Below are 23,622 nucleotides of genomic sequence, written 5' to 3' on the forward strand. Positions count from 1 at the left end.
ATTCTTTCCTCATTGTTCTATTGCTTCGTGCTTATACCTAGTCAATCCCAAGGCTGCTTTTTGCGCAGCAATAAGTTCTTCACATCCTTTTTGGGCATAATCAAGCAATTCCGTTAGCTGCGCCCGAGTAAAGGTATTGTGCTCACCAGTACCTTGAATTTCCACAAATTCACCGCTTTGTGTCATGACAACGTTCATGTCTACTTCGGCTCGGGAATCTTCTTCATAAGGCAAGTCAAGGCATACTGTGCCGTCGATTAAGCCCACTGATACCGCTGCCAGTGGCTCGAGGAGTGGCTCACCAGGCACTACACCTGCTGCTTTAAGATGAGAGATGGCGTCGGCAAGCGCGACATAAGCACCGGTGATGGAAGCAGTGCGAGTGCCACCATCAGCTTGGAGGACATCACAGTCGATGTTGATGGTGTTTTCCCCTAGTTCGCGCAGATCAACAGCGGCACGGAGACTGCGACCGATGAGTCTGGAAATCTCGTGAGTGCGTCCTTTTACTTTGCCTTTCATGGACTCGCGTGGCATTCGCTCGTGCGTTGCCGCAGGTAGCATGGAGTATTCTGCAGTGAGCCAGCCTTCGCCGGAATCTTGCTTAAAGCGAGGAACGCCATACTCTACCGACGCGGTACACATGACACGCGTGTTACCAAACTCCACGAGCACACTACCAGCAGGGTTGGTGGTAAACCCTCGGGTAATTTTCACGGTTCGCATTTGATCTGGACGACGCCCGTCGGCACGGCTAAAAGTATGAGAATCAGTCATGCTGCCAGCCTACCCTAGTGCGGGGACACACTCAGCATAAGTTCCTAGAGCTCTAGTTCGTAGCCGCTTATCCCCAGTTCAACCGGACCGTCGAATTCTTTGCGAGCAGCGTCGAGGCTTTCTTGCGGATCACACCACGGTGGGATATGCACGAGAACCAAACGCTTAGCACCAGCTAGGCGTGCGATTTCACCAGCTTCTTTACCGCTGAGATGCATATTGGGAGCTTTGCCCTCACCAGTTGCGCCCCAGGTCGCCTCGCAGAAAAACACATCTGCTTCTTTGGCACATTCAATGAGTTGTTCAGTATAGGCAGTATCACCTGAGTAGGCGATGATTTTTCCGCTGCTGCGGTGTTGCAGGCGAATGCAATAGGAGTCTATGGGGTGAATAGCGCGAAATGGTGTGAGGGAGAAATCGTCGATAAGCTCTGGTTTTCCCAGCTGCCACGGGCTGAACTCGAAAGTATCAGACATATCATCAACGTCGTCAACGCTATCACTACTTAATCGCCCTAAATGAGTGGGGCTATCTTCGGGACCTAAACATATATGCTTGCGCTGTGCCGAAGCATGGGGGTGAAAGCGCCGCCATACCATGAGGCTGGGAAAATCTAGGCAATGGTCAGCGTGCAAATGGCTGAAAATGATATGCGCATCACTGGGGGCATGGACTTGCTGCAATTTTGCGAACACACCAGGTCCAAGATCCATAAGAATAGCGGGATTGCCCTCAGTACGAATGAGATACCCTGAAGCAGGGTTGCCTGGCTGCCCGACACTGCCAGAACTACCTAAGACAGTTATCTTCATCATCGCACCTTCCCTTGTGGACTACTGTTGCTATCTAGTTTCAACGCTAGTCGCGTTACATATTACCAAGCTGTTCTATGTTCATAACGTGAGGTGATAAAAAGCGTGAAGCCAAGTGAGCAAAAAGTTCTGGGTCACCAGTGGAGCCGAAACTTCGCATTGGTGGCTCAGCTGCCGCTGAAGCAAGCATATCGTGTTGCGTTAAAGTGCGCATAACATCTTTGGCGGTTTCTTCCGCACTAGACACCAAGGTCACATGATCGCCAATGGCCAACTGGATAACACCAGAGAGCAAAGGATAGTGCGTACAGCCAAGAACGAGCGTATCCACGCCTGCGGCTTGGAGGGGTTCCACATAGGCTTGTGCCACCCCAAGAATCTGCCTACCTGCGGTAATGCCACGCTCCACAAAATCCACAAAGCGTGGGCACGCCTGCACAAAACACTCCACTTGCGGGTTTACCGAAAAAAGCTCTTGATACGCACCAGAGTTGATTGTGCCTTCGGTGCCAATTACTCCCACTTTGCCATTGCGAGTTGTGGATACCGCACGACGAACAGCCGGCGAAATAACCCCCAGCACCGGTATATTATGGCGCTCACGAACATCACGCAAAGCTGCCGAGGTAGCAGTATTGCACGCAATGACAATCATTTTGCAGCCGCGTCGCACCAGCTCATCAGCAATTTTTAGAGAAAGCTCTCGCACCTGCGCAATAGGCTTTGAGCCATAGGGAGAATGCGCAGTATCCCCGATGTAGATAACAGACTCATGAGGTAGCTGCTCCATGATAGTACGGGCGACGGTCAACCCACCCACACCAGAGTCAAAAATACCGATTGGAGCCTGGGCAGTAATAGCGAGTTGTTGCTCGCCTTGTGCCGTACTCATCGCAACTCACCATACCCTCGCTGTGTTGATTCTTGTGTTGCTCGTTGTGCTTTGCGCGCAGGTGGATCGTCGGAAGTAAGAATAGCGCCAGCGCACAATCCGCCTAGAGCGCCAAAGAAGTGTGCTTGCCAACTCACGCCTTGAGTACCAGGTAAAACACCCCACATAAGCCCACTGTAGAGCAGGATCAAAACAAAACCCATGACGGATTGAGAAAAACTACGATTAAAAAAGCCGCGCACAATGAGATATAGCAACCAGCCATAAATTATTCCAGACGCACCAACATGGACTGTGCCTACCCCGCCAAGTAACCAAGTACCAAGACCCGATATGAGGCATACAATTGCGGTGACTTCAAGAAACACTCGGTGCCCTGATAGCCCAATACACCAACACAACACCACCCCGACGCTGAGATTAGAGATCAAATGGGCAATATCAATATGGATAAATGGGGCGGTAAAAATATGCCAAATCGCCGAAAAATCTAACGGTCGAATGCCAAATGCAGCAATGATGGCATTGTTATTCATGAGTTTGCCGAAGAAAAAAACCATGCACATGATGATGGGAAAACCCACGGCATACGACAGTGCTGTGGCAGTATGAAAACGAGATGCCCACCCCCGACGCGCTGGCTGCCGCCCTGGTTGCGGCTGCGGGGTGTGCTGCAGATTATGCTGTGGCACTTGCTGAAAAAATGGCGAGTTCATCACGACCATTCTACCCACTTGGGCAACTTTTCTGTAGCACGTGCGAAATTTTGGCACCGTATCCACACGCATGCATAGAGCATGTATAGAAATGTATAAATGTATAGAAGAAACCCACCCCTGAGATAGGTAGAAAAACCTTAGCTCAATGGGTGGGATAAAAATTACGCTACGCGCAGATGTCCGCCAGTAGTTACTTTAGGACGGTCTTTCTTCGCTACAGTCTTAGCCTGCTTAGCGACGTTATCCTTTACGCTTTCAGAGATAACAGTCTTAGGTGCAGGCTTAGATTCAGCAGGTTCTACCGCTGTGGTAACAACCTCACCCTGCTCAACCTCAGTGTCTGTATCAGGCAACGTTGGTGGAACAACAGGCTTCACCGGTTCCTCACGTTCCTCAGGACGATCAACCGGCTTCACAGGTTTCTCCTGCTCAGGCTCCTGTGGTTCTTCAGAAGGAGTAGGTTCCTGAGTTTCCTCACTTGGAGTTGGCTCCTCAGACTCCCCAGGTTCCTCGCTAGAGGTTGGCTCCTCAGACTGCTCAGGTTCCTCAGAATCAGTTGGTTCTTCAGTTTCCTTAGAAGGCTTAGCAGGACCAACCTCCTCATCCTCTTCAGTCACAGGAGTAGACTCCTCATCAGGACAAAGAGTAATATGCTGGAAGCCCTGGTCGCAGTTATCCTCACCACCAAGCAACGAACCATAATAATTCACGGCAGGATTCAAGTAAAGGCTAAATGTCTTCACATACTGTCGGTAGCGATCACCACCAGACTCAATATCAGTGCCAATCGTGTCAAACCGATCAGTGTTACGAGTAACAGCACAGGTACCCACACTCGTTAAACCATGCTTCGTACCTTGCTCAGCATACAAAGCAGCAATCTTCTCATTCTCCAAAGCGATTTCTTTGTTGCGCTGCTCAATCTCTGCTTTACGAGCTGAAGATGCAGACTCATCCTCCGGAATCATTGGGATAGAGACAGGAGGTAATTCACCCGTACGACCCCACACATATTCTTTCAGATTCAAGCAACCCTCTTCAGTGCTACCAGGTCCACCACCCTCAGCAGAGCACTTCCACAACATATTATCCGCACGAATCGGCACATACGTATCATCACCAACAGCCTCCACAGTACCGGTGACCTCGAAAGTGAATACACCCACTGTGTTCAAGCCGATTTGGTAGAAATCCCAATCAGGCTGATCAGCAAAAGAAGAGCGCTGAACACCATATATACCCTTGTTACCATCAGCTAAAGTGTTATTATCAGCTAAAGAACCATAAGGATTCTTCACAAACGACGACACTTTATACGTGTCATTATCAGTAAGCTCTGCTATCGAATCAACGATCGGAACCTGATAGTCCACTGCCTTGGCAGGAACATAACTATCATTCTCATGGGTAATGATATTTGCTTCAGGTAGCGGATTACCATCTGCATCTTCCCACTGAGTTTCCCGGAGATGCCCTTTGCCATCATCAACTGGTCGCATGTAAATATCAGGCATATGCGTGAGTTTGATGGATACATCTTTGACTGTAGATGGGATCATAATCTGCGCACCACTAGTAGTTTGGATGTGATCCCCAGAAAAAACCAATGGTGACAATTGCACTTGCCACGTGACCTGTGTTTCATCCCCCACTTGTTTCACACAGGTCGAACCAGTGTCACAGTTCGCACCACCCCACGAACCAAAAACACTATCAGCACCACCGCGCTGGATACCATCATCAGAACCGCCAGGACCAGCGGCTAATACTGAGGGGGGGGGGATAGAAAACCCGCACCAAGCATACCAACGGCAACCACTACCGCAGCACGCTTAGCAAAACGTTGTAAAAACATATTTCCTCTTACTTTTCTTCCTAGGAAAAAGAACAAAAACACTTTCCAAGCCATCCTCAGCCACAAAATACAAAGCTGAGAAAAACCTAAAAGCGTTTCCCATCATAACCCAAGCAACACAGAAAGTCCTAGCACCAATGGTGCTAGGACTCTTAAAAAACTTAAGAAACAAAAATTACGCTACGCGCAGATGACCACCCGTGGTTACTTTAGGACGGTCTTTCTTCGCCACAGTCTTAGCCTGCTTAGCGACGTTATCCTTCACACTTTCAGAGATAACAGTCTTAGGTGCAGGCTTAGACTCAGCAGGTTTACCTTGCTCAGATTGAGCAGATGGTACAAACTTACTCTCAGAAGAAACAGGTTCTTCACTAGAACTAGGTTCTCCAGGCCCCTGCGCTTTCTTAGAAGATGTAGGTTCCTCAGACTCCTGTGGTTCTTCGCTAGAGGTTGGCTCCTTAGTTTCCTTAGAAGGCTTAGCAGGACCAACCTTTTCAGGCTCTTCAGAAGGAGTAGGCTCTTCAGACTCTACAGGCTCCTCACTAGGTGGAATCTCAGACTCCTCATCAGGGCACAGCGTAATATGCTGGAACCCCTGATCACAGTTATCCTCATCACCATTGAGCGAACCATAAAAATTCACCTGAGGAAGTAAGTAAAGGTTAAACATATCCCGATACGCATGATGCTTCCCCTCGGCAGCCTCCTCAATATCACTACCAATAGTGTCAAAACGATCCGTATTCTGCGTTACCGCACACGCACCAACACCAGTCAAACCATCAACTTTCCCCTGCTTCTTATATAGTTCGACAATCTTGTTACGCGTTTCCTCAGACTGCTCAGCAGTTGTCACAGGAGGCAACTCACCAGTACGAAACTCCACTTTCTCTTTTAGGTTATGGCAGTCTTCCTCCGCGCTACCAGGGGTAACACCCTCAGATCCGCACTTCCATAGTGCATTCTCAGCCCGAATCGGAACATAAGTATCCGCACCAACTGCTTCCACAGTACCAGTGACCTCAAAGGTGTAAATACCGTTTCCTAGCAACCCAGCTTGATAGAAATCCCAATCAGGTTGGTTCTCAAAAGTAGAAGGCTTCACGCCATACGTCGTAACAGAATCTTCAACTTCACTCAACGAACCATAAGGGTTCTTCACAAACGACGCTATATAGTATGTTTCATCATCAGGCACTTCCTCCATTGAATCAACAATCGGAACCTGATAATCTACCTCCTGCACAGGATCATAGTCCTCAGTCTCCTGTGGAGATTCATCTGGCATATGCGTCAACTTAATTGACACATCTTTCACCGTGGATGGAATCATGATCTGCGCACCACGAGATGTTTGGATGTGATCATCAGATGATACTAATTTAGCTAGCTGCACCTGCCACGTGACTTGCTTTTCATCCCCCACTTGCTTTACACAGACCGAACCCGTATCACAGTTCGCACCACCCCACGAACCATGAACATTATCAACAGTCTTTTGGTAGCCGTCGCTACCGCTACTACTGGCTAATACCGAGGGGGGGGGGGCTAGAAAACTCGAACCAAGCACACCAACGGCAACCACAGCCGCAGCACGCTTAGCAAAACGATTCAACAACATTATTTCTCTCCTAGGAAAAAGAACAAAAAACACTTTCCAAGCCCTCCCAACCACAAACACAAAGCTGAGAAAAACCTAAAAGCATTTCTCATCATAACCACAAAACCGTCGAATAAACCAGCTCAACGTCGCAAAGCCAGCATAGTTTCTCACAGGAGCAACTCTCGATACGCTGGCACTTCATACCCCGGCTGAGCATTGCGCACCGCCGACACAATTGCCTGAGCTACTACACTCGCCACCTGACTAGAAAGCGCATACATATCCTCATCAGATACACCCTGCCCACTACCTGTAGACATACAAAACAATGTATCCCCATCTAATGGCGAATGAGCTGGTCTAATTGCAATGGCAATACCGTCATGCCCCACCATTGCTAGACGCTTTGCCTGCGCTTTCGTTAGCGGTGCGTCGGTAAGCACTACCCCAATTGTGGTGTTCAACTTACTGGCCAAAGGTTTTAATTGCGTATAACGCTTAATGTCCACCTGCTCGCATACGGGCACCGACTCACATTCCTGAGCTGCCCACAAGGTTCCAGTAGTGGGATTGATAACACTTCCGACTGGGTTAGCCACAATAATGGCACTCAGTGTCCAACCACCAACTGTGCGCGTACTAAGCCCTACCCCACCTTTCAGCACCCCTGCGGTAGCACCACAACCAGCACCAAAACAAGAATGTTCTGGTAGTGCCTGCTCCTGTTTACCAGCTGCTACGGACAAAGCTGCCTGCACCGCGTCATACCCATGTTGTGCTTGCGGGCGAGTTTTACCATCCCCGACCAATAAATCAAAAATAACCGCCGCGGGCACAATAGGCACAATAGGTGTGGTGAGCGCACCAGGGATAACAGGAAAACCAATATGTGCTTCTTCTAAAGCGCACGTAGCGCCATCAGCTGCTGCTAGTCCATAGGCAGAACCGCCACACAACAACACAGCGTGTACTCTTTGCACTGTATTTTCTGGACGCAGTAGGTCAGTCTCACGCGTACCAGGTCCGCCACCACGCACATCAACTGCACATATTGCAGACTCAGGCGCTACCACTGCCGTACACCCTGTACTACCTAAACTTGTGTGCCCGAAATAAATACCGGCTACCTCACTGGTGGCGCCTATACTCTCTGCACTATGCCGACTATCTGCACCGGCAGCCGCACTCACGGCATATCCCCCATCATGGCGGTGAGTAAACTGTCTTGATTATATGCAAGCCATTCCACAATCTGTTCCCGCTGCATAAGCTCTTGTGTAGGTACTTCGCTGGCAGAGAGGAAAAGTCGAATATCGTTGAGTCCGGCCAGCCACGCGTGTGCTTCTTCTTCGCTGATGTTGATATGCACGCCTCCATCAGGTCCGAGCGCATCAACAATAACTCTCAGGTGCTCTAATTTAGCGCGCGTGATGTCATGCTCGTGTAAAGAGCGCAGCAGAGCATTATCGCCTTCGTACTCCTCATCACAATCACGCTCAAAATCTGGTAGTAACCGAGCAAGCCCGGGATCACTCGGGGCTTCTTTATGCCCACTGATTATGCCGGTAAGCTCGGCCAGTTCATCTTGTGGTGCTGATTGTGCACGAGCAATCAGTGCTTCGCTTACTGTGGCTGCCAATTCCCCCAGGACTTCTCGCTCCATTGGCTCTAGCACGCAACTATATTTTGCGCCACGCACCAGGGATCTCTTCTTCTTCCAGTCTTGCATAGCTTTACCCTGCTTGGTTTTATCCTGCCTGCTGCATCGTCGCCCATAATCCAGCGGTATGCAGTTTCTTTACATCGGCTTCGATTTTATCTTTTTCTCCGCTAGAGACTACTGCTTTGCCTTCGGTGTGTACCTGCATCATCAGTTCCATAGCGCGTTTTTTGCTATATCCGAGCACAGTTTGGAACACATAGGTCACATAGCTCATCAAATTGACGGGATCATCCCAAACAATGCACATCCACGGCAGGTTCTCTGCGGTTTCTATGTCAATATCGACCAGTTCATCAAGCTCTGGAGTAGCCAAGGGCATACTTGCCGTCGGAAAGCTCAATTCTTGTGATTTCATGCCACCCATCATGCCACAGTTATCCGCGCTTTATCATGTGATAACCCCTAAGAAAACCTTATGGTGGCTATCTCCGGCTCAGCGGTCTAAACTACTTGCTTGTGACCAAAGAAACAGTCCAAGAATCAACAGCCCTTCTGACTGATATGTATGAGCTGACCATGCTCCAATCAGCGCTTGTCGACGGCACGGCTCATCGTTCCAGCGTCTTTGAGGTATTTGCCCGACGCCTCCAAAACGAACGACGCTATGGGGTTGTTGCTGGTACCGCTCGAGTTTTAGAAGCACTCTCGCGGTTTCAATTCACCCAAGAACAACTCGATTCCCTCACTTTCTTGGACGACAAAACCCTCGACTACCTCAGCAACTATCGCTTTACCGGCGATATCGACGGCTATCGCGAAGGCGAACTCTACTTCCCATACTCCCCTATATTGACCGTGCGGGGTAGCTTTGCCGAATGTGTCATTTTAGAAACTCTCATTTTGTCTATTATGAACACTGACTCCGCCATCGCCTCTGCCGCAGCCCGCATGGTAACCGCTGCAGACGGACGCCCCATCTTAGAAATGGGCTCGCGTAGAACTCACGAACACGCAGCAGTAAGCGCTGCAAGAGCAGCATATCTTGCCGGTTTCATGGGCACCTCCAACCTCCAAGCCGCACACAAATACGGTATCCCCAGCTCAGGTACCGCAGCGCACGCCTGGACACTTCTCCACGTCAATGAAGACGGCACCCCTAATGAAGAAGCCGCATTCCGCTCCCAAGTAACAACCCTAGGCACCGACACCACCTTACTAATCGACACTTTCGACATCACCCAAGGGGTACGCAACGCCATTGCCGTTGCTGGTACTGAACTTGGTGCCGTTCGCATTGACTCAGGTGATCTTGGGGTTATGACTCGCAAAGTGCGCCAAGAACTAGACAGCCTTGGCGCTTATAACACTCGGATTGTGGTCAGCTCTGACCTCGACGAATACGCCATTGCTGGATTACGAGGTGAACCAGTAGATTCCTTTGGCGTAGGTACCTCAGTAGTTACCGGTTCTGGTGCCCCCACCGCAGCTATGGTATACAAGCTCGTCGAGGTAGACGGGCACCCAGTGGCAAAGCGCTCCCGAGGCAAAAAGACAGTCGGTGGGGCAAAACGCGCTGCTCGTGCGCACCGGGCTACAGGCACTGCCGTAGAAGAACTCATCTTCCCATTCGACGCAGAACTACCTAGCGTAGGTAATCTTGATGTACGCCCACTGACTATTCCGCTTATTCGTGATGGGGAGATCGTCGAGGGGCTGCCTACGTTGGAACAATCCCGCGCATACTTAGCTGAACAGCTCATTACTCTGCCGTGGGAAGGGCTCGCCTTGTCTAAAGATGATCCAGTGCTTACCACGCGTTTCCTTGGGTTTGAGTAATGCCCTATGGCTGATTCCGAAGCTGACTACGCTCACACCACCCAAGCGCTCCTTGATACTGCAGTAAGCGCTATCGGTGGCGCACCCCGACCTGGGCAAAATACTATGGCACAGGCAGTAAGCAAAGCGTTTCACACCCAGCGCCACCTGGCAGTACAGGCTGGTACCGGCACCGGAAAATCATTGGCATATTTGGTTCCTGCCATTGAATACGCGCATGAAACCAACTCCACTGTGGTGGTGTCTACCGCAACTATTGCCCTACAAAACCAATTAGTGAATCGGGATCTGCCACGCCTGCGCGAGGCATTGCGCACGCAACTATCCCGCGACCCTAGTTTTGCGCTTATCAAAGGGCGTTCGCACTATGTGTGTCTCAATAAACTGCATGCCCCTGAGGATCTCGAGGCGCAAGCTGAGTCGCTCATCGAACCAGAGCAGCTCAGCAACATGGGCGAACAAATCCTTGAGCTGCGCACATGGGCAGCAGAAACCGACACAGGAGATCGCGCAGATTTAGAGATCAGTGTTTCTGACCTGGTATGGAAACAAGTCAGTGTGAGTGCCCAGGAGTGCGTCGGAGCCAAAAACTGTCCCCATTCCCAGGATTGTTTCTCAGAAAAGGCACGCCTGCGCGCGCATGACGTCGATATTGTGGTGACTAATCACTCACTGCTTGCCATTGATTCGCTTTTCGACGCCAATGTATTACCCGAACATGATGTGGTTGTTCTGGATGAGGCACATGAGCTAAGCGATCGGATCACTGCTGCTGCCGCTGATGAACTCAGCGCCACTGCCTTGTCTATGGCCGCTCGACGCGCAGAAAAACTGGGCGCACAGGTAGAAAAACTCTTGGAGGTCATCAAAGAATGGTCTGCCGAATTAGAGCGCACCCAGGCTGGTCGCTTATTAACGCTGCCCACATCTTTGCTGCATAGTTCTCAGGCCCTCAGGCAACGCATTGACCAATGCTGCCGCACTATTTCTGCTGCTCCTGCTAATGAGGCAGCGGATCACCCTACTCGTCATGCAGAGCGTTTGAGCCTGGCTAATGTGTTGCAAAGCCATAGTGATTGTTTCACTCGAGCTTTTGAGTCTTTAACTGCCAAGAACAGCACTACTGATGAGCCAGATCGTGATGTGGTATGGGTTAGCCATGATGATCGTCGAGGTAGCGTATTACATATTGCACCTTTGGCCGTATCCGATTTATTGGGCAGCCATCTTTTTGCGCGCAAAACGGTGGTTCTGACCAGCGCAACCTTGAGCATTGGTGGTAATTTCAACGCAATGGCAGCGCATTGGGGGCTGCCTGCTGGGAAATGGGATGGTATTGATGTTGGCACGCCTTTCCACCCAGAAAAAGCAGGTATTTTGTATTTGCCTACGCACTTGCCGCTGCCGGGTCGGGATGGGTTGAGTCCAGAAACTCTCGACGAAATCCATGAGCTTATCATGGCAGTTGGTGGGCGTACTCTCGGATTATTTTCCTCGCGTAGCGCAGCGGTAGAAGCAGCCCAGGCGATGCGTACCCGATTACCTTTTGATGTGCTGTGCCAGGGTGATGATGCTACTTCGGCACTGATTAGGAGATTCAGTAAGGAAGAAAATACGTGTTTGTTTGGCACGCTAAGCCTATGGCAAGGTGTTGATGTTCCCGGATCATCGTGCTCTCTGGTGATTATCGATAAAATACCTTTTCCTCGCCCCGATGATCCGCTGCTGCAAGCGCGCAAAGAGAATGCCGACCAACAACGCAGAAATGGGTTTATGGAGGTATCGGCTACTCATGCTGCATTGCTAATGGCGCAAGGGGCTGGTCGTTTGCTGCGTAGTATTGATGACCGAGGCGTGGTAGCTGTGTTGGATAAACGCATTGTGCTCAAAAGCTATGGTTCTTTCATTCGTGCCTCTATGCCAAGTTTCTGGCGCACCAGTGATCCCACAGTAGTACGTGGGGCATTAAAGCGGCTTAGGCCTTAATGCTTGGTATGCTTATCCAATGAGTTCGATGAATTCTTGGACAGTTCCAGTCAGCGTGCTAAACGACGGCGACCTCATTCTTCGCCCGCTGCGTAGCGCAGATGCCGATGCGGTATTCCAGTGTTGCACCGATACGCGTATGCGTGCGTTTATTTCACTTCCTGATCCTTATACTGTGGAACACGCACGCGATTATGTTGAGAGTCCAGCTTTGCGCTGGGCGTTATCAGATCCTGAGGATAACTACCTGGGTTCTATTGAGTTGCGTGTTCTTGATGAGCAAGCGAGACGCGTTGATGTTGGGTATAACACTGCGCCGTGGGCACGCGGTCGTGGGTTGCAGACTCGAGCGTTGAAGTTAGTGCTTGCTCATGCTTTTGCTCATGGTGTGCATCGCGTGGAAATTTATTGCCGGGTGGATAATCAGGCTTCGCGTCATGTCGCCGAGCAAGCTGGTGCTGAGTTAGAAGGTATTTTGCGCCAGCATAACTACCACAATGGTAGCTACTATGACATGGCATTATATGCGCTTATCAATCCTGGCGCGGTTTAGCATTGTGATAGTGTTAGCGGTCGCGGCGCTGCGCACACTGTGACCGACCCTGGTGCGATTTCGGTAAAGCCGGCATCTTGTACGCGTACTGGTGCTTGGTCGCACGCCAGGCGGAATTGTTGCGCATCGACTTCTCGAACTGTGCAGGCAAAATTATTGTGCTGCCACTGCAGGATGTGGGCATAGGATAATTCTGCTGCCAGCAGCATTGCCCCATGTCCGACTTGTGCCGCAGTCTTGCCCATAGTCATGCCCAGACTGCGATCCACATAAATAACAGGCAAATCTTCCGCTGGGGGTTGTGCCACAGGCTCATACGGCACATCCGTACCATGTATTTGCAATTTAGCAATCTGTGCGGGTACTTCAGCTACTGCACTGGGCACAAAGGCACGCACTTGTGCCTGTCCACTTTCGACGCTCACCCCAGGTAATACGTGCACTTTGTGCCATGCACTCCCTCGCGCTCTTCTGGCGACTTTCCGAATCCGGTGCGTGTACCAGCGCTCTAGGGCTTGTGCCCAGGCGCCATCGTGTCCAGCTTGCGGGGCAAGGCATACTGCCACTACTGCTTGTGCGCTAGCGGCAAGCACATCCGCCCGAGGTGGCGGCTGTTGTTTAGGCAGGTGGAGCACCATTTGCATGGCTTGAATAGTGCTCGGATCATCTGGGTTTTCCAGTAGCTCTGTCTGGTATTCCTGGTCATTCGCCCTAGGACGACCTGAATAACGTCCTTGACAATGCAGTGCTAATCGACGATGAGCAATGGCAAGTGTATCCATAATGTGTCCGTTTTCTCTGGGGTTTCCTGTGCTCTCTGGGGTTGTTAGTCCAGCGGTACCCGCTGGTAGCTGCTGCCTCCTTGGGCTTCTTCCTCTGCTGCTTCGATTTCATTGCGCGTTATGCCGAGCATATGCAGTACCTCGTCGAGGAACGGTGAATTAACTGAGGTATCTGCAATTTCACGCAATGCTGGTTTAGCGTTAAATGCAATGCCGAGTCCCGCTGCCGAGATCATGTCAATGTCATTTGCGCCGTCGCCCACGGCAACGGTTTGACGCATCTCGAGTCCTGAGTCCGCCGCAAACTCACGCAAAAACTCTGCTTTTGCTTCTCTATCGACGATTTTTCCAACGACTCGCCCAGTCAACTTGCCATCAACAATCTCTAGGGTATTGGCGCGGACATAGTCCAGCTCTAGGTCGGCGGCAAGACCATCAAGCACTTGGATAAACCCACCAGAAACCACTGCTGTTTTATAGCCAAGCCGCTTTAGTGTGCGAATCGTCGTGCGTGCTCCTGGGGTGAGCACAATGGCGCGCGCGACTTCATCAATGACACGTGCATCTAGGCCTGCCAGGGTTTTTACTCGCTCGCGTAAGGACTGCTCGAAATCTAATTCACCACGCATTGCTTTTTCAGTTACCTGAGCAACTTCTTCTTCTTTGCCAGCATAGGCTGCCAACATCTCGATGACTTCGCCAGTAATCAGTGTGGAGTCGCAATCAAAGCAGATGAGGCGTTTATTGCGACGTGCTAGTCCGGCTCGCTCGATGGCAATATCTACCCCTAGTTCGCCGGTTAATTGTGCGAGTGCTTTGCGCAGTGGAATGGCGCCGCCTATTTCTGGGTTCGCCACTGTCACTTTGAGTTCTAACCCTGTGACCGGGTAGTCTGCTATGCCTCGGATTGTGTCGATATTTGCCCCATAATCAGCGAGGGTTTGCCCAATGCGAGACAGGGCTAATGCCTCCACGGGATCTCCCAAGACCACTATTTCATGGGTTGATCGTGGTCGTGATGATTGCGCTGTTTCTTGCAATTCTAAGGTGATGCTTTGCCCATAGGCTTTGAGAGTTTCGGTCAGACCTTGTTCGAGATTCTCAATTGTCTGTGGATTAACACCTACGAAAGCCGCCAAGGAGAGGAAACCTCTAAATTGTGATTGTTCCACGTCGAGCACTTGAACATCATGTGAAGCTAGCACTCGGAAGAACGCTGCGGTAACACCTTGTCGATCTGCTCCAGCAGCTGTGACGACGGCAGGAATATATGATTCTTTGAGCGATACGCTAGGACGTAAATTTTTTTTAACTGACACGAGGTACTCTTTTCGATATTTAATCGAGATGTAGCACAACGACCTCCATCTTTGCGGAGTGCTTAAAGATGAAGGTCGTTGAGAATTATTTAAGTCAAGGAATGAAACGCTGTTGAGCTAACCGACTTAAACCAGTTCTTCTTGTTTCTTCTTAGTCACTGGTTCAGTGTGATGCCCCACGTGTGCTTCTCGACGCATACGCTCAACCATGTGAGGATAATGCAACTCGAATGCTGGACGCTCGGAACGAATGCGTGGCATTGACGTGAAGTTGTGGCGTGGTGGCGGACATGAGGTTGCCCACTCAAGAGAGTTACCGTATCCCCAAGGATCATCAACGGTAACGATTTCGCCATAGCGCCATGACTTAAAGACATTCCACACGAATGGGATAACTGACATACCCAACAGGAATGAGAACACTGTTGAAACTTGGTTCAAGGTAGTAAAGCCATCGGTGTCAAGGTAATCAGCATAACGACGAGGCATACCCATGTTACCGAGCCAGTGCTGTACGAGGAAGGTTCCGTGGAACCCGATAAAGGTGAGCCAGAAGTGAACTTTGCCTAGGCGCTCGTCGAGCATACGACCAGTGATCTTAGGGAACCAGAAGTACACACCAGCACAAGCAGCCAACACAACCGTACCAAAGAGGGTGTAGTGGAAGTGTGCAATGAGGAAGTAAGACTCAGAAAGGTGGAAGTCTAGTGGAGGAGACGCGAGCATAATACCGGTCAAACCACCGAAGAGGAAGGTAACGAGGAAGCCCATCACCCAGATCATTGGAGTCTCCCAAGAGATATGACCCTTCCACATTGTTCCCAACCAGTTGAAGAACTTAACACCAGTAGGAACGGAGATAAGGAAGGTCATGAAGGAGAAGAATGGCAAGAGCACAGCGCCGGTAACGAACATATGGTGCGCCCACACTGCCATAGACAAGGTAGCGATAGATAGGGTTGCGAATACCAGACCGATATAACCGAACATTGGTTTACGGGAGAATACTGGAATAATCTCAGACACAATACCGAAGAATGGCAAGGCAAGAACATATACCTCAGGGTGTCCGAAGAACCAGAATAGGTGTTGCCACAATACAGCGCCGCCATTGCCTGGATCATAAATGTGACCACCGAGTTTGCGGTCGTAGAGTACGCCCAATGCCGCTGCAAGAAGCAATGGGAAGATCATGAGCACAAGCACGGATGCCACAAAAATGTTCCAGCTGAAAATTGGCAAACGGAACATTGTCATACCAGGTGCACGCAAGCAGATCAACGTGGTGATCATGTTAATTGCAGATGCCACAGTACCAACACCGGTAGCACCCACACCTACGATCCACATATCTGAGCCGATTCCTGGTGAGTGAATAGAATCAGCAAGTGGCTGGTACATGGTCCAACCGAAGTCTGCAGCACCACCTGGGGTAAGGAACCCAGCAAGCATTGCCACAATACCAATCTGGGTAATCCAGAAACCAAAAGCATTTAGACGAGGGAATGCCACATCTGGTGCACCGATTTGCAGTGGCAAAACATAGTTAGCAAAACCCCACACGATTGGCGTACCGAATGCCAAAAGCATGACGGTTCCGTGCATGGTGAAAAGCTGGTTGAACTGTTCATTTGATAGGAATTGCAATCCTGGTGAGAACAACTCAGCACGGATAAGCAAAGCCATTAAACCACCAACAAAGAACCACACGAAAGACATGACGATATACATAACGCCAAGTAGTTTATGGTCGGTGGTGGTAAGCATTGTCCAGGCTAATGAGCCTTTTCGACCATTACCAGCTGGCGCAGGTCTGGTTGGCTCTGAGTAATCCTCACGCCGTGGCGCCACATAGGTCATACGTTCCTCCTGACTAAGAGGGCTACCATCTTTTAGCGAAAAGTAAGCAGCCCAAAAATACGCTGCCTTTATCTTATTGCAGCATAAATGTTTAATCCAGCCATTTCTTGACTAAGATTTCCTTAATTTTATCCCGAATACCTCACCGAAGAGAAACTGAGCGCATCATTTTTCCTGGAAAAAACCATAAGTCCACGCCCGATATAAATCTTTCCCATAGCTTTCCCAACACCACCCACCAAAAAATAGTGATAGGTAACACATTTTTCACTGCACTCCCCCGCTCTTTTTACCCCACACCAACCTCCCCATTTCCCCCTAACAGTAATCAATCCAAAGGTTGATAAGTGCAGGCTATGGCCATATACACCGACGACGCCCACCCGTTATTTCACAATGGATGTACTACGGGTGAGCGTCGTTAAGCAGTGGAGAGATGGTACTAGAAGTCCCAATCCTCGTCGGTGGTGTTCTCTGCCTTACCAATCACATAAGAAGAACCAGAGCCAGAGAAGAAGTCATGGTTTTCGTCGGCATTGGGCGAAAGCGCAGAAAGAATTGCAGGCGAGACACGGCACTCATCTGCTGGGAATAGCCCTTCATAGCCAAGATTATTAAGCGCCTTATTAGCGTTATAGCGCAAGAAACGCTTAACATCCTCAGTCCAACCAAGATTGTCGTAAAGATCTTCTGAATACTGAGTCTCATTATCGTAGAGATCATAGAGCAGGTCGAAAGCATATTCTTTAAGCTCATCACGACGCTGCTGCTCTACTTTCTCCAGCCCACGCTGATACTTATAGCCAATGTAATAGCCATGCACCGCTTCGTCGCGAATGATAAGCCGAATAATATCGGCAGTATTGGTCAACTTAGCGTGACTTGACCAGTACATTGGCAAGTAGAAACCAGAGTAGAACAAGAATGACTCTAAGAGAGTAGACGCTACTTTTTTCTTGAGTGGGTCCTCGCCCTCATAATAAGAAAGAATAATTTTTGCTTTTTGCTGCAGGTTTTCATTCTCTTCTGACCATCTAAACGCCTCGTTAATCTCTTTAGTGGAGGCGAGAGTCATGAAGATATTGGAATAGCTTTTGGCGTGCACTGACTCCATGAAAGCGATATTGGTATAAACCGCCTCCTCATGAGGAGTCAAGGCATCAGGAACCATTGATATTGCACCCACGGTTCCCTGGATAGTATCCAAGAGAGTAAGCCCGGTAAATACTCGCATTGTGGTTTGCTTTTCTAGCTCATTGAGCGTATTCCAGCTTTTCACATCATTAGATACTGGCACTTTCTCTGGCAACCAGAAATTACCAGTGAGACGATCCCATACTTCTAAGTCTTTTTCATCTGGAATGTTATTCCAGTTAATTGCCCGCACTGGGGTGGGAGAACTTTGAGGAGAGCCGTCGTGCACACTCATATATGCCGCCTTCTTTCTAAGAAAAACTTTACTTTTATGTAGCGTACCCTCAATCACGCGAACGAGCACATATTGTGTGAATGAAACGCATAAGAACCCCCGCGACAAACACCCGCGGCAGCGTCGACGCACCGGCAGTTCTTGCGTTCGAGAAGTGCGTCGGCAGCATATCGACGACCCGATTTTATGTTAGATTTATCACATAATTTGATGTAATAAGGTTACCCTTATACAATCCAGCTTCCACGGCGGCACTGATGGAAAGTGGGATTGACCACATCTTTTAGATAATCATCTCTTAAAAATAACCACCTATTTATTGAACTTCCCTTAGCCAAACCTATCCCAAAAATGCACTTAAGCTGCGCTTACCTTAGATGACAGCTGCCACAACTAGGCTTAATATCTGTGGCATGAGTATCAATGAAAAGCTGGCTACAGCACTAAATAATCAAGTAACCGCAGAGCTAGAAGCATCTCTTATTTACCTTCAGCTCTCTTATGTTCTCGACGACCTTGGCCTCTCCGGAATGCGCGACTGGATGAAAGCTCAGCACGCTGAAGAACTTGAGCACGCACAGGCTTTCGCTCAGCACTTGCTCGATCGTGACTACACCCCACAAATCGGCGATATTCAGCCACCAAAGGTAGATGTCAACGGTCCAATTGACGCATTTGAGGCAGCTCTTGCTCATGAGCAGAAGATCTCTGGTCTTATCCGTGAGCTGGCAGCTCTTTCTGATTCTGTTAAGGATTATGATTCTCGCCCACTGCTCGACCACTTCCTCAACGAGCAAATCGAAGAAGAATCCACAGTGAAAGAAATTCTTGACCGCCTGCGTATCGCAGATTCCGGTTCAGGTATTTTGCGGATCGACGCTGAGCTTGGCGCTCGCTAATCCCTGGCATAAACAAACCCAAGGGCGTGCACCTCACCACGAGGTACACGCCCTTTTTGCCGTTGCAATGCGATTAGGTCCGCTGCATAACGCTATACGACAACTAGCGTTTTAAGCGCTTATAGCATACAAGAAACGCAGCCCTCCACAGCGGTTCCTTCCAAAGCTACCTGACGCAAACGGATGTAGTACAAGGTCTTAATTCCTTTACGCCATGCGTAAATTTGCGCTCGGTTAATATCGCGAGTAGTAGCAGTGTCCTTGAAGAACAAGGTCAATGACAGACCTTGGTCAACATATTTGGTTGCTACTGCGTAAGTGTCGATAACCTTTTCATAGCCGATCTCATAGGCGTCAGCGTAATACTCCAAGTTATCGTTGTTCATATGCGGTGCCGGATAGTACACGCGACCAATAATGCCCTCTTTACGAATCTCAATTTTAGAGGCAATAGGGTGAATCGACGAGGTCGAGTTATTGATATAAGAAATCGAACCGGTCGGTGGCACAGCTTGAAGATAGCGATTAAAGATACCATCGCGCATGACATCTTCTTTTAGTGCCTGCCAGTCCTGAGCACTTGGGGTATGAATAGATGAGTTAGCGAAAAGTTGCTTTACTTTCTCAGTCTTTGGCTCAAACTCTGCTGGGTCAAAGCGATCAAAATATGCTCCAGAAGCATATTCAGAATCAGCGAACCCAGCAAAAGGCTGCCCATGTTCTTGCGCCAATTTATGGGAGGCACGCAAACATTGGTAGAGCACTGCGGCAAAGTAGGCATTGGTAAAGTCCAGACCTTCTTCAGAGCCATAGTGAATATGCTCTCTACCCAAATAACCGTGCAAGTTCATTTGCCCTAGCCCAATGGCATGAGCTGCGTCATTGCCTTTTTTGATGGAAGGCACAGAGTTGATTGCAGTCTGCGCAGACACCGCAGTCAAACCACGAATAGCGGTTTCGATGGTGGTGGCGAAGTCGGGTGAATCCATAGCCATTGCGATATTAAGGGAGCCAAGGTTACAAGAAATATCCTCGCCTACCTGCGCGTAGCTGAGATCATCATTGAAATAAGAGGCGGTATTTACCTGAAGAATCTCGGAACACAGGTTAGACATATTGATACGTCCAGCAATAGGGTTCGCCTTATTGACTGTGTCCTCAAACATAATGTAGGGGTAACCAGACTCAAACTGAATTTCCGCAATTGTTTGGAAGAACTCTCGCGCATTGATTTTCTTCTTACGAATGCGTGGATCTTCCACCATTTCCTCATAGTGCTCCGTGATGGAAATATCAGCAAAAGGCTTACCATAGACGCGCTCGACGTCGTATGGCGAGAAAAGGTACATATCATCATTGCGCTTGGCCAGCTCAAAGGTGATATCCGGGATTACCACGCCGAGAGAGAGAGTCTTGATACGGATTTTCTCATCAGCATTTTCACGCTTGGTATCCAAGAAGCTGAGGATGTCAGGGTGGTGCGCACTCAGATACACCGCACCTGCACCTTGGCGCGCGCCTAATTGATTTGCGTAGGAGAAAGAGTCTTCCAATAGCTTCATCACGGGAATAACACCAGAAGACTGGTTCTCAATGTGCTTAATTGGCGCTCCTACTTCACGCAGGTTAGATAGCAATAATGCGACGCCACCACCGCGCTTTGAGAGCTGTAGTGCGGAGTTAATCGAGCGTCCAATGGATTCCATATTGTCTTCGATACGCAAGAGGAAACACGATACTGGTTCACCACGTTGTGCTTTGCCGGAGTTGAGGAATGTTGGCGTTGCAGGTTGGAATCTACCAGCCATAATTTCGTCGACGAGGTTTTGCGCTAGCGTGGTGTCCCCGTCGGCAAGCGTGAGCGCTACCATGCACACGCGATCCTCAAAACGCTCTAGGTAGCGGGTTCCGTCGAAGGTTTTGAGAGTATAAGAGGTGTAGTACTTGTATGCGCCAAGGAATGTTGGGAACCGGAACTTGTGCGCATATGCCTGCTTGAACAGCTGCTTAATGAAGGCGAATTCGTATTTTTCGATCACTTCTGGGTCGTAGTATTTATTGGTGACCAGGTAGTCGATTTTTTCTTCAAGATCATGGAAGAATACGGTGTTTTGGTTGACGTGCTGCAAGAAGAATTGATTTGCTGCTTCGCGGTCTTTATCAAATTGGATATTGCCCTCAGCGTCGTAGAGGTTGAGCAATGCGTTAAGCGCGTGGTAATCCAATTGTTCCTGGCGGCTAGCAGGCTCTGCGACGGTTCGACCTAGATTTGCTGCGTTCATATTTTAGGAAACCTTTTCTTTTCTTGATTGTGGTGGTGTTGGTGTGTGTTCTAGTCCTAAGCGCTGAGCATGAGCGAGAAGACCGACTCTGACTACTCGCACATCTTCATCTGTGCCCATAAGCTCGAAACGATAAATAAAAGGCACGTTGCATTTTTTCGCGATAATATCCCCAGCCTTTGCGAAGTCTGCGCCAAAGTTGGTGTTTCCCCCGGCAATCACTGCCCGCAAAAACGAGCGATTGCGTTCATCGTTTAAGAACCGAATCACTTGCACCGGCACTGGGCGTGATATGGCTCCGCTTATCGACGCTCCCCCACCGTAGGTAGGGCATATCAGCACATAGGGTTCGCGTATTTCTAGGGGCTGTTCTGCAGAATGCAACGGGATGCGCTGCGCCGGAAAACCGAGCTTTTCGACGAAACGCTTTGTGTTTTCCGTGGCAGAGGAAAAGTAAACGATGAGCATACGCGACTCCTCTTCTGCTTCTTCTGCTTAGGAATAGACCGGAAATAGAAAAGCCCCTGTTGGGGCAAAAAGATGGCGCTTAGGCAACTTGCGCTGCGAGGGTGCGAATGCGCTCTGGGCGGAAACCTGACCAGTGCTCGCCATTAGCCTCTACGACAGGGGCTTGGAGGTATCCGAGTGCCATTACGTAGTCGCGAGCCTCATCATCAACGCTAATGTCGATGAGTTCATAGTCAAGACCTGCGCGGTCAAGTGCCTTTTTGGTGGCGTTGCATTGAACACAAGCTGGTTTGGTGTACACAGTAATCGACATTGGGTATTCCTTACGTTCTCCTCGCACCAGCAGATATGCCTTGGCACCTTGCTGCTGGTTCTCACTAGCAATCGAGATTAAACACTATACTTTGTGTCGGAAGTATGCAACATATACTATATATAGTAGTTACATGGATGAAATTCCCAGCATGGCACTTAAGCAGCCCCCAGATATAGCGATAATTTTCGTTAAAGAAATTACATCGGTGTTGTTTGCCCTTTGTTGCCATATCACCATTTGCCCAGTTCAGCGCATGATTGCCGTTTTTGAGGGAACAGAAAAATATCGATAGTGTGACACTAAACATAGTTTTTATATTTTGTGCGATTTTCTGGAGTTTTCTGGTTAATAAAAAATCGCCTTAACTACACATAAGTAGTCAAGGCGATAATGCAAAGCTGAAATTAGCCCTGGCGAGCCTTAAAACGTGGCTCTTTCTTGTTGATCACATAAACTTTGCCACGGCGACGCACAACCTGAGCGCCAGGCTTGTTCTTCAGCGACCGAAGGGATTTACGAACCTTCATTGGGCGCTCCTTTCTTGAATCATAAAAGCGAAGCCAGCAAAGCATGAGACTTCACAATACTTATACAGTAGATAGAACACGGATAAATAAATCTATCTACGACACGAAGAAACATCGTATTACAGTCGCGCCCTAAATACAAAATACTACTAGGATAAAACCATGAATACTCACAACCCTTCCCCAAGCCCCGCTACTACCACCAGCACAAATAAAGAAAAAGGGCGCAGTCTACAAGAAAAAATTATCCAAGAGTTAGATATCGCTCCCGCTTTCGACCCACAAACAGAAATCACCAAGCGCATCAATTTCCTCTGCGACTATCTCAGCACCAGCGGAGCTTGCGGCTTTGCCCTCGGCATCTCAGGCGGCCAGGATTCGACCCTGGCTGGAAAACTGGCACAGAAAGCCGTCGAAAAGCTGCGAAAGGAAGGCAAAGAAGTAGCTTTTTGGGCGATACGCTTGCCATACGGAGTACAAGCCGATGAAGCTGACGCGCGTACCGCACTAGAGTTCATTGCTCCAGATCACAGCATTGTCATCAATATCAAAGACGCTACCGACGCTGCCGTCGCCGCAGCAAGTGCCGCACTAGAACAACCACTGAGCGACTTCAACAAAGGCAATATCAAGGCACGCCAACGCATGATTGCCCAATACGCCATCGCAGGCGAAAAGAAACTGCTCGTCATTGGCACTGACCATGCCGCAGAAAATATCACCGGTTTCTTCACCAAGCATGGCGACGGCGCCGCCGACATTATCCCCCTCTTTGGACTCAACAAGCGCCAAGGCGCAGCACTACTCCAAGCACTCGGCGCACCAGAATCTACCTGGAAGAAAGTCCCCACCGCCGACCTAGAAGATAATCGCCCCGGACTCCCCGACGAAGAAGCCCTTGGCGTGAGCTACCACGACATCGACAACTACCTAGAAAACCAAGAAGTGCCAACACACAGCCGTGAACGCCTAGAACAACTCTGGTATGCAGGTGAACACAAACGCCACCTACCCGTTGCACCTGGTGATACATGGTGGCGCTAG

Annotated in this window: 23 protein-coding genes; 6 read left to right on the top strand and 17 right to left on the bottom strand. The window is 49.5% G+C overall.

Annotated elements, in window-relative coordinates; translation table 11 throughout:
• Positions 1–9: 9 nt before the first annotated feature.
• The 9 genes from rph to clpS form a co-directional block, all read right to left on the bottom strand.
• Complete coding sequence (gene rph / locus FQV43_RS08005) at positions 10–777, bottom strand: ribonuclease PH (protein ID WP_146339890.1); 768 nt, start codon at positions 775–777, stop codon at positions 10–12.
• A gap of 44 nt (positions 778–821) precedes the next feature.
• Complete coding sequence (locus tag FQV43_RS08010) at positions 822–1,589, bottom strand: MBL fold metallo-hydrolase (protein ID WP_144273485.1); 768 nt, start codon at positions 1,587–1,589, stop codon at positions 822–824.
• Between the two features lie 55 nt (positions 1,590–1,644).
• Complete coding sequence (murI, locus tag FQV43_RS08015) at positions 1,645–2,481, bottom strand: glutamate racemase (protein ID WP_146339892.1); 837 nt, start codon at positions 2,479–2,481, stop codon at positions 1,645–1,647.
• Positions 2,478–3,206, bottom strand: coding sequence for a rhomboid family intramembrane serine protease (locus FQV43_RS08020; RefSeq protein WP_246846901.1), 729 nt, complete (start codon positions 3,204–3,206; stop codon positions 2,478–2,480). The genes murI and FQV43_RS08020 overlap by 4 nt, the downstream gene beginning before the upstream one ends.
• A 155-nt stretch (positions 3,207–3,361) precedes the next feature.
• A complete protein-coding gene (locus FQV43_RS08025; protein ID WP_146339896.1) occupies positions 3,362–4,852 on the bottom strand; it encodes a hypothetical protein in 1,491 nt (496 codons plus the stop codon).
• A 378-nt stretch (positions 4,853–5,230) separates the two neighbouring features.
• Positions 5,231–6,676 carry a hypothetical protein gene (locus FQV43_RS08030; RefSeq protein ID WP_146339898.1) on the bottom strand — a complete coding sequence of 482 codons (1,446 nt, stop codon included), beginning with the start codon at positions 6,674–6,676 and terminating at the stop codon, positions 5,231–5,233.
• A 149-nt stretch (positions 6,677–6,825) separates the two neighbouring features.
• Positions 6,826–7,803, bottom strand: coding sequence for a P1 family peptidase (locus FQV43_RS08035; protein ID WP_146340504.1), 978 nt, complete (start codon positions 7,801–7,803; stop codon positions 6,826–6,828).
• Positions 7,804–7,844: 41 nt separating this feature from the next.
• Positions 7,845–8,387, bottom strand: a complete 543-nt coding sequence (locus FQV43_RS08040; RefSeq protein ID WP_144273383.1) for a DUF2017 domain-containing protein — start codon at positions 8,385–8,387, stop codon at positions 7,845–7,847.
• Positions 8,388–8,406: 19 nt separating this feature from the next.
• Positions 8,407–8,736 (bottom strand): ATP-dependent Clp protease adapter ClpS, encoded by a 330-nt coding sequence (gene clpS / locus FQV43_RS08045; RefSeq protein ID WP_210415239.1) that lies wholly within the window; start codon positions 8,734–8,736, stop codon positions 8,407–8,409.
• A gap of 101 nt (positions 8,737–8,837) precedes the next feature.
• On the opposite strand from clpS, the gene FQV43_RS08050 reads away from it, so the two are divergent.
• Genes FQV43_RS08050 through FQV43_RS08060 form a run of 3 tightly spaced genes read left to right on the top strand, consistent with a single transcriptional unit; the run spans position 8,838 to position 12,696 of the window.
• Positions 8,838–10,157 carry a nicotinate phosphoribosyltransferase gene (locus FQV43_RS08050; RefSeq protein WP_256371487.1) on the top strand — a complete coding sequence of 440 codons (1,320 nt, stop codon included), beginning with the start codon at positions 8,838–8,840 and terminating at the stop codon, positions 10,155–10,157.
• Positions 10,158–10,163: 6 nt separating this feature from the next.
• Positions 10,164–12,143: an ATP-dependent DNA helicase gene (locus tag FQV43_RS08055; RefSeq protein ID WP_146339901.1), complete on the top strand. Its 1,980-nt coding sequence runs from the start codon at positions 10,164–10,166 to the stop codon at positions 12,141–12,143.
• A gap of 19 nt (positions 12,144–12,162) precedes the next feature.
• Positions 12,163–12,696 carry a GNAT family N-acetyltransferase gene (locus tag FQV43_RS08060; protein ID WP_144273385.1) on the top strand — a complete coding sequence of 178 codons (534 nt, stop codon included), beginning with the start codon at positions 12,163–12,165 and terminating at the stop codon, positions 12,694–12,696.
• Here FQV43_RS08060 and FQV43_RS08065 read toward each other — a convergent pair.
• From FQV43_RS08065 to nrdF, 4 genes are all read right to left on the bottom strand, one after another.
• Positions 12,693–13,478: an aminoacyl-tRNA hydrolase gene (locus FQV43_RS08065; RefSeq protein ID WP_144273386.1), complete on the bottom strand. Its 786-nt coding sequence runs from the start codon at positions 13,476–13,478 to the stop codon at positions 12,693–12,695. The two genes, FQV43_RS08060 and FQV43_RS08065, sit on opposite strands and share 4 nt — an antisense overlap.
• A 44-nt stretch (positions 13,479–13,522) precedes the next feature.
• Positions 13,523–14,797, bottom strand: a complete 1,275-nt coding sequence (gene serB / locus FQV43_RS08070) for a phosphoserine phosphatase SerB (RefSeq protein WP_246846902.1) — start codon at positions 14,795–14,797, stop codon at positions 13,523–13,525.
• 126 nt (positions 14,798–14,923) lie between these two features.
• The gene (gene ctaD / locus FQV43_RS08075; RefSeq protein ID WP_144273387.1) at positions 14,924–16,657 is read right to left on the bottom strand and encodes a cytochrome c oxidase subunit I; all 1,734 of its coding nucleotides are present in this window, start codon (positions 16,655–16,657) and stop codon (positions 14,924–14,926) included.
• Between the two features lie 442 nt (positions 16,658–17,099).
• Complete coding sequence (gene nrdF, locus FQV43_RS08080; protein ID WP_371710882.1) at positions 17,100–18,155, bottom strand: class 1b ribonucleoside-diphosphate reductase subunit beta; 1,056 nt, start codon at positions 18,153–18,155, stop codon at positions 17,100–17,102.
• Between the two features lie 344 nt (positions 18,156–18,499).
• On the opposite strand from nrdF, the gene FQV43_RS08085 reads away from it, so the two are divergent.
• A complete protein-coding gene (locus tag FQV43_RS08085; protein WP_144273389.1) occupies positions 18,500–18,985 on the top strand; it encodes a ferritin in 486 nt (161 codons plus the stop codon).
• Positions 18,986–19,104: 119 nt separating this feature from the next.
• On the opposite strand, the gene nrdE is transcribed toward FQV43_RS08085, so the two are convergent.
• From nrdE to nrdH, 3 genes are all read right to left on the bottom strand, one after another.
• Positions 19,105–21,267 (bottom strand): class 1b ribonucleoside-diphosphate reductase subunit alpha, encoded by a 2,163-nt coding sequence (gene nrdE / locus FQV43_RS08090; RefSeq protein ID WP_146339903.1) that lies wholly within the window; start codon positions 21,265–21,267, stop codon positions 19,105–19,107.
• 3 nt (positions 21,268–21,270) lie between these two features.
• Positions 21,271–21,735, bottom strand: a complete 465-nt coding sequence (gene nrdI, locus FQV43_RS08095; protein WP_146339904.1) for a class Ib ribonucleoside-diphosphate reductase assembly flavoprotein NrdI — start codon at positions 21,733–21,735, stop codon at positions 21,271–21,273.
• Positions 21,736–21,814: 79 nt separating this feature from the next.
• Positions 21,815–22,048 carry a glutaredoxin-like protein NrdH gene (gene nrdH, locus FQV43_RS08100; protein ID WP_144273392.1) on the bottom strand — a complete coding sequence of 78 codons (234 nt, stop codon included), beginning with the start codon at positions 22,046–22,048 and terminating at the stop codon, positions 21,815–21,817.
• A 133-nt stretch (positions 22,049–22,181) separates the two neighbouring features.
• Here nrdH and FQV43_RS10130 point away from each other — a divergent pair, with 133 nt between their 5' ends.
• Entirely contained in the window at positions 22,182–22,343 is a 162-nt protein-coding gene (locus FQV43_RS10130) for a hypothetical protein (protein ID WP_168195074.1), read from the top strand.
• Positions 22,344–22,455: 112 nt separating this feature from the next.
• On the opposite strand, the gene ykgO is transcribed toward FQV43_RS10130, so the two are convergent.
• The gene (ykgO, locus tag FQV43_RS08105; RefSeq protein WP_005511141.1) at positions 22,456–22,578 is read right to left on the bottom strand and encodes a type B 50S ribosomal protein L36; all 123 of its coding nucleotides are present in this window, start codon (positions 22,576–22,578) and stop codon (positions 22,456–22,458) included.
• Positions 22,579–22,740: 162 nt separating this feature from the next.
• On the opposite strand from ykgO, the gene nadE reads away from it, so the two are divergent.
• The gene (nadE, locus tag FQV43_RS08110) at positions 22,741–23,622 is read left to right on the top strand and encodes an ammonia-dependent NAD(+) synthetase (protein WP_146339906.1); all 882 of its coding nucleotides are present in this window, start codon (positions 22,741–22,743) and stop codon (positions 23,620–23,622) included.

Source organism: Corynebacterium sp. sy039 (genome assembly GCF_007904105.1).
GTDB lineage: Bacteria > Actinomycetota > Actinomycetes > Mycobacteriales > Mycobacteriaceae > Corynebacterium.